General features: G+C 67.5%; 6 protein-coding genes. 4 read left to right on the forward strand and 2 right to left on the reverse strand.

What is annotated here, in order from left to right; genetic code table 11:
• Both Y706_RS28380 and proC read left to right on the forward strand, forming a co-directional pair.
• Positions 1-539, forward strand: a 539-nt coding sequence (locus tag Y706_RS28380; RefSeq protein ID WP_043436437.1) for a DUF6596 domain-containing protein, incomplete at its 5' end; no start/stop codon positions are given.
• Between the two features lie 488 nt (positions 540-1,027).
• Positions 1,028-1,861: a pyrroline-5-carboxylate reductase gene (gene proC / locus Y706_RS0118110; protein WP_028277720.1), complete on the forward strand. Its 834-nt coding sequence runs from the start codon at positions 1,028-1,030 to the stop codon at positions 1,859-1,861.
• Between the two features lie 62 nt (positions 1,862-1,923).
• Here the strand turns inward: proC and Y706_RS0118115 are convergent, their stop codons facing one another.
• Both Y706_RS0118115 and Y706_RS0118120 read right to left on the reverse strand, forming a co-directional pair.
• Positions 1,924-2,610, reverse strand: coding sequence for a potassium channel family protein (locus Y706_RS0118115; protein WP_043436438.1), 687 nt, complete (start codon positions 2,608-2,610; stop codon positions 1,924-1,926).
• Entirely contained in the window at positions 2,603-4,033 is a 1,431-nt protein-coding gene (locus Y706_RS0118120) for a TrkH family potassium uptake protein (RefSeq protein WP_028277722.1), read from the reverse strand. Before Y706_RS0118120 ends, Y706_RS0118115 begins: the two co-directional genes overlap by 8 nt.
• 118 nt (positions 4,034-4,151) lie before the next feature.
• Here Y706_RS0118120 and Y706_RS0118125 point away from each other — a divergent pair, with 118 nt between their 5' ends.
• Together Y706_RS0118125 and Y706_RS0118130 are read left to right on the forward strand one after the other, a co-directional pair.
• Complete coding sequence (locus Y706_RS0118125; protein ID WP_028277723.1) at positions 4,152-5,375, forward strand: acetoin utilization protein AcuC; 1,224 nt, start codon at positions 4,152-4,154, stop codon at positions 5,373-5,375.
• A gap of 81 nt (positions 5,376-5,456) precedes the next feature.
• Positions 5,457-5,752 (forward strand): ArsR/SmtB family transcription factor (locus tag Y706_RS0118130; RefSeq protein WP_028277724.1); only part of this gene is annotated, 296 nt, incomplete at its 3' end.

The following is a 5,752-nucleotide window of genomic DNA, read 5'->3' on the forward strand; positions in this document are numbered from 1 at the left end:
CGCTGATGCTGCTCATCGAGTCCCGCCGCGCCGCGCGATTCACGCCCGACGGGGGACTGGTGCTGCTCGCGGCCCAGGACCGGGGGCTCTGGCACGGCGCCCTGGCCGCCGAAGGCCGTGAGCTGGTGCGCCGGTGCCTGCGCCGGAACCGGCCCGGACCGTATCAGCTCCAGGCGGCGATCAACGCCGTCCACAGCGACGCCGCGACCGCCGGGGACACCGACTGGGCGCAGATCCTGCAGCTGTATGACCAGCTCCTGGCCGTCGCGCCGGGTCCTGTCGTGGCGCTGAACCGCGCCGTGGCCCTGGCAGAGCTCCGCGGGCCCGTTGCCGGGCTGGCGGCGGTCGAGGGCCTGGGACTGGACAACTACTACCTCTTCCACGCCGTCCGCGCAGACTTCCTGGTGCGCCTGCGCCGCTATCCGGAGGCCGCCGAAGGCTACAGGCGGGCGCTGGCGCTTGCCGGCAGCGCGGCGGAACGCCGGTTCCTGGAAGGCAAGCTCCGCAGCCCGGTGTTCGGCGGGGCCGCAGACGGTTAGAAAGCAGACGGTTAGAAACCTGGGCCGGGCCGCGCCCCGTGACGGGCCCGTTCACGCCGGTTAAAAGAGTAGGGCCGGGCGATCTGGAGCAGGACTTGGGGGAACTCTGCTGCAAATCGCCCGGCGCACCGCCGGCTCCGGGGGAACCGGCTATCATCACTCGCACCTGTTGAGGCACTTTCAAAGGTAATGGCCGATCATGGGTGCGCAGCGAGTTTTCCCTGTGTGTTCGCTGGCAATCCGACGGCGCCCGCCGGGTGGTGGCCGGCTCCGCCGCAGGGGCTTTAAACGGCAAAGGCACCGGCGGTACGCTGCGGGAAAATGGGAAAACCCGCTGCAACCACCGGTGCCGCGCAGGCATCCGCATGCCTGCTGCATCACTCGCACCCTCAATGAGGTAGTTACAACGTTAGGTTCCAAAGTTGTGCGCTGACTGCGCTGAAGGTGGGAGCTGGCTGGGAATCACGTCAGACTGCAATGATGGGGACATGAGCAACCGAATCGCATTCCTGGGCTGTGGGTCAATGAACGAGGCAATTATGGCGGGGCTGATCGACGGCGGCGTCGACCCGGGCGACATTGTCGCGACCGTCCGCCGGGCCGGGCGCGCGGCCGAGCTGGCCCAGCGCCACCACGGGATCACCGCCATCGCGGGCGAAGAAGAGCCCGACAACAATAAACAGGCCGCCACCGGCTCCGCCGTCGTGATCCTGGGCGTCAAACCCGTGGGGATCGCGGACCTGGCCCGGGAAATCAGCGGATCCCTTTCACCCGGAACGATCGTCATCAGCGTTGCGGCCGCCGTGTCACTGGAGCAGCTGGAGGCGGCGCTGCCGGCCGGCCAGCCCGTCATCCGCACGATGCCGAACACACCGGCGAAGCTGGGCCGCGGCGTCGTCTCCGTCTCGCCCGGGACCAGCTGCTCCGCCGGGCAGCTCCAGCGCGCCAAGGACATCCTCGCCGCCGCCGGCACCGTCGTGGAGATCCCGGAAGAGCAGGTGGACGCCCTCTCCGCGATCAGCGGCTCGGGCCCGGCCTACGCCTTCTACCTGGCGGAGGCCATGGCCGAGGCCGGGGCACGACTGGGCCTGGACCCGGAGCTGTCGCTGTTGCTGGCCCGCGAGACCGTCGCCGGGGCGGGCTTCATGCTGGCTGAGCCCGGCGCGGATCCTGCCGCATTGCGCAAGGCGGTCACGAGCCCGAACGGCACCACGGAACGGGCCATCGCCACCTTTGACGAGCGCGGACTGCCGGCCATCATTGCCGACGGCGCCCGCGCGGCGGCTGAGCGCGCCGCAGAAATCACCCGACAGCTCGCCTGAGCCGGCCCGGGCGGACACCGGAGGCCGCCGCGGCTCCGGTTTCCGCAGGCTCCGGTTGTGGCCTAGGGGCGGGCAGCGAACCGTTCGAGCAGGTCCACGTGGCCCGAAACGATGAGCATGTCCCGCGAGGAAACCTTGGTTTCCGGCCGCGCGTAGGTGAAGTCCTCGCCCGGGGACTTCACGCCCACGATCGTGACGCCGTACTTGGACCGGACCTTGGACTCATCGAGGGTGAAGCCCACGGTTTCGCGCGGCGGGTACATCTTGACGATCGCGAAGTCGTCGTCAAACTCGATGAAGTCCAGCATGCGCCCGGAGACCAGGTGCGCGGCACGGACGCCGGCGTCGGCCTCCGGGTAGATGACGTGGTTGGCGCCGATGCGGGTGAGGATCTTGCCGTGCGAGGGCGTGATCGCCTTGACCCAGAGGTGTTCGATTCCGAGGTCCACGAGGTTGACGGTGATCAGCACCGAGGATTCGATCGAGGTGCCCACGCCCACGACGGCGGAACTGAATTCCTGGGCGCCGAGCTGGCGGAGGGCATCGATGTTGGTGGCGTCGGCTTCCACCACGTGCGTCAGGACGCTCGCCCACTTCTGGACGAGGCTGCGGTCGCGTTCGATGGCCAGGACCTCCCGGCCCTGTTTGACCAGCTGTTCTGCGGTGGATGCACCAAAACGGCCCAGCCCGATCACCAGCACGGGGGCATTGTGGGCGGGGCGGTTGACGGCGCCTGAGGAACTAGCCAATGATCGGTCTCTCTTCCGGGTAGTGGTACAGCTGGCTGCGCTGGCGCAGGGCCAGGCCGGCGGCAAGGGTGACCGTCCCGACGCGCCCGGCAAACATGAGCAAAGCGAGGACGTAAACCCCCTCCGGCGGCAACTCTGCACTGAGGTTGGTGCTGAGGCCCACCGTGGCGAAGGCGGAAATGGTTTCAAACAGGACCCGGTCCAGGGAGGCATGGCTGATGTGCAGGAGCAGGAGGGCCGAGACCGAGACGAGGGTGGCGCCGGCGACGATCACCGAGATGGCCACGCGCATGGTGCCCTCGGGGATGGTGCGGCCGTAGATTTTCACGTCCGCGTCGCCGCGGGCCTCGGCGGTGATCGCCAGGAACATCACGGCGATGGTGGTGACCTTGATGCCGCCGGCCGTGGATGCGGAACCTCCGCCGGCGAACATGAGGGCATCGGAGAGCAACATGGTGGTGGACTCCATGTGGTTCTGGTCCACGAGGTTGAAGCCGCCGGAGCGCAACATGACTGAGGCAAAGAGCGCATGCGTGATCTTGTCGCCGAGGTCCATGTCCCCGATGGTGCGCAGGTTGTCCCACTCCAGGAAGCCCCACAGGACCGTGCCGGCGGCCAGGAGTATGAAGGACACCTGGATGGTCAGCTTGGTGTGGAGGTTCCATTTCTTCCACCGCAGCCCGTTCTGGTGCAGCACCATGACCACAGGGAAGCCCAGGCTGCCCAGGAACACGCCGAGCATGAGCGGGACCAGGATCCAGAGATCGGTTTCGTAGGGGACGATTCCGTCCGAATGCGGCGTGAAACCGGCGTTGTTGAACGATGAAATGGCGTAGAAGACCCCGTGCCAGAGGGCCTGCGGGAAACTCTCCCCAAGGAGCAGGAAGCGGGGGATCAGGGTCACGGCCAGGGCCGCCTCGATCACGACGGAGGTCACGATTACGATCCGGAGCAGCGTGCCGACTTCGCCGAGCCGGCCGGCGTTCATGGCCTCTTGGGCGATCAGCTTGCCGCGGACACCAAGTCTCTTGCTCACCATGAGCGCCAGCAGCGACGCGAGGGTCAAGGTGCCCAAGCCGCCCACGAAAATGCCGACCAGGATCACGAGCTGGCCGAAGAAGGACCAGTGCACAGCCGTGGAGACCACGGTCAGGCCCGTGACGCAGACAGCTGACGACGCGGTGAAGAACGCCTGATGCAGCGGTGTGACCTGTCCCGTCGCGGAAGCTAAGGGCAGCGAGAGCAAAGCGGTGAAGACCAGGATCACGACGCCGAACGCCGAGAGCGCCAGGCGGGCGGGCGAGCTGTTCGCGATGCTGTCAATGAAGTCGCGCAGGCGTGTGAAGATCCACAGGCCTTCCCGCTCCGGCATGCCTGGCTGCCAGCTGGCCGGGCTCGTGGACCTCGACTGGCTTTGCGTCATGTTCTTCCTCGGTTGAAACTTCTTCCCCAAGTAGTAAACCACTAAACACCGGGTAATGGCCGGGGGAACGCCCGTGCGCGCGCGGGAAGCCGGGGACCGCTCGGGTAGCCTGTGTTTGATGACATTCCTGCCCGGACTCGCTCAGACCGCGCTGCCAACGACGGTGGTGTGGGCCCCAGCCATGACTGACTACAACTTTGGCCACTCCCACCCGATGGCGCCGGAGCGCATGGAGCTCACAGCGAAGCTGGCCGGCAGCCTTGGACTGCTGGATCTGGACCATGTCACGGTAGCGGCTCCGGACGTCGCCACCGACGCGGAGCTGTGCGCGGTCCACAGCCCGGAGTTTGTGGCCGCCGTGCGGCGCGTGAGCGCAAACCCGGACACCTCCGACCACGCCAGGGGTCTCGGAACCGAGGACGACCCCGCCTTTGCCGGCATGCACGAAGCCAGCGCCCGGCTGGCCGGCGGCTCCCTGCTGGCGGCCGCAGCTGTCCTGGACGGCAGCGCCGTGCGGGCCGTGAACTTCGGCGGCGGAATGCACCACGCCTCCCGGGAGCGCGCGAGCGGTTTTTGCATCTACAACGACGCCGCCCTCGCGGTCCAGCGGCTCCTCGACGGCGGCGTCCGGCGGGTGGCCTACGTCGACGTCGATGCGCACCACGGCGACGGCACGCAAAGCATCTTCTGGGACGATCCGCGCGTCCTGACCATTTCGCTGCACGAATCCGGACTGACTCTCTTCCCGGGCACCGGGTTTGCCAACGAGATCGGCGGACCGAACGCGCAGGGCAGCGCCGTGAACGTCGCCCTCCCGGCCGGCACCGTTGACGCCGGGTGGCTGCGGGCCTTCCACGCCGTCGTGCCCCAGCTCATTGGCGCGTTCGAACCGGAAGTGATCGTCAGCCAGCACGGCTGCGACTCGCACCGGCTTGACCCGCTCACGCACCTGAACATCAGTGTGGACGGCCAGCGCGAGGCCGCCACGGCGATCGGCAACCTCGCCGCGCGCTACTGCGAGAACCGGTGGATTTCCACCGGGGGCGGCGGCTACAACGTGGTCAGCGTGGTGCCGCGGTCCTGGAGCCACCTCATAGCCATCGCCGCCGGCCGCCCGGTGCCGCTGCGGACCCCGGTTCCGGAGGACTGGCGCAACTACGTCAGAGACAAGTACGGCGCCAGGTTCGGCGTGGAGCCCCCCGAGATGATGGGCGACGACGTGGACCTCTGGTGGCGGTCCTGGGAAGTGGGTTTCGACCCCAACGACGAGGTGGACCGCACCATCATGGCCACCCGCAAGGAAGTGTTTCCCCTGCACGGACTGGATCCCTGGTTCGACTGAATCGGGGCCGGGCTTGGGGGCTTGCACCACCGGAACAATTCGTGGATGCCATCTGGCGTATATGTCGCTAGTGTGGAGGGCATGGTGACAGACGACGTATTTGCCGTCATTGCTGAGGCAACCAGGCGTGACATTCTGATAGCCCTCCGCAAGGGGGACAAAGCGGTGGGGGAACTGGTCCAGGAGCTTGAAGCAAGCCAGCCCACCATTTCCAAGCATCTCAAAGTCCTCCGCGAAGCGGACCTGGTGAGCATGCGCGCCCAGGGCCAGAAGCGGTATTACACGCTCAACCCCAAGCCGCTCGCCGGGATCGCCACCTGGCTGCAGGCGTTCGACGTCGGCCCCGCCGGGGTTCGGCGCGACGATCTCGCCGGCCA

The organism is Arthrobacter sp. I3 (assembly GCF_000520575.1).
In the GTDB taxonomy this organism is placed as follows: Bacteria; Actinomycetota; Actinomycetes; order Actinomycetales; family Micrococcaceae; genus Arthrobacter; species Arthrobacter humicola_A.

Excerpts from the sequence above, each read along its gene's own strand:
- proC (WP_028277720.1), top strand. The coding sequence starts at position 1,028 with ATGAGCAACCGAATCGCATTCCTGGGCTGTGGGTCAATGAACGAGGCA.
- Y706_RS0118120 (WP_028277722.1), bottom strand. The coding sequence starts at position 4,033 with ATGACGCAAAGCCAGTCGAGGTCCACGAGCCCGGCCAGCTGGCAGCCA.
- Y706_RS0118125 (WP_028277723.1), top strand. The coding sequence starts at position 4,152 with ATGACATTCCTGCCCGGACTCGCTCAGACCGCGCTGCCAACGACGGTG.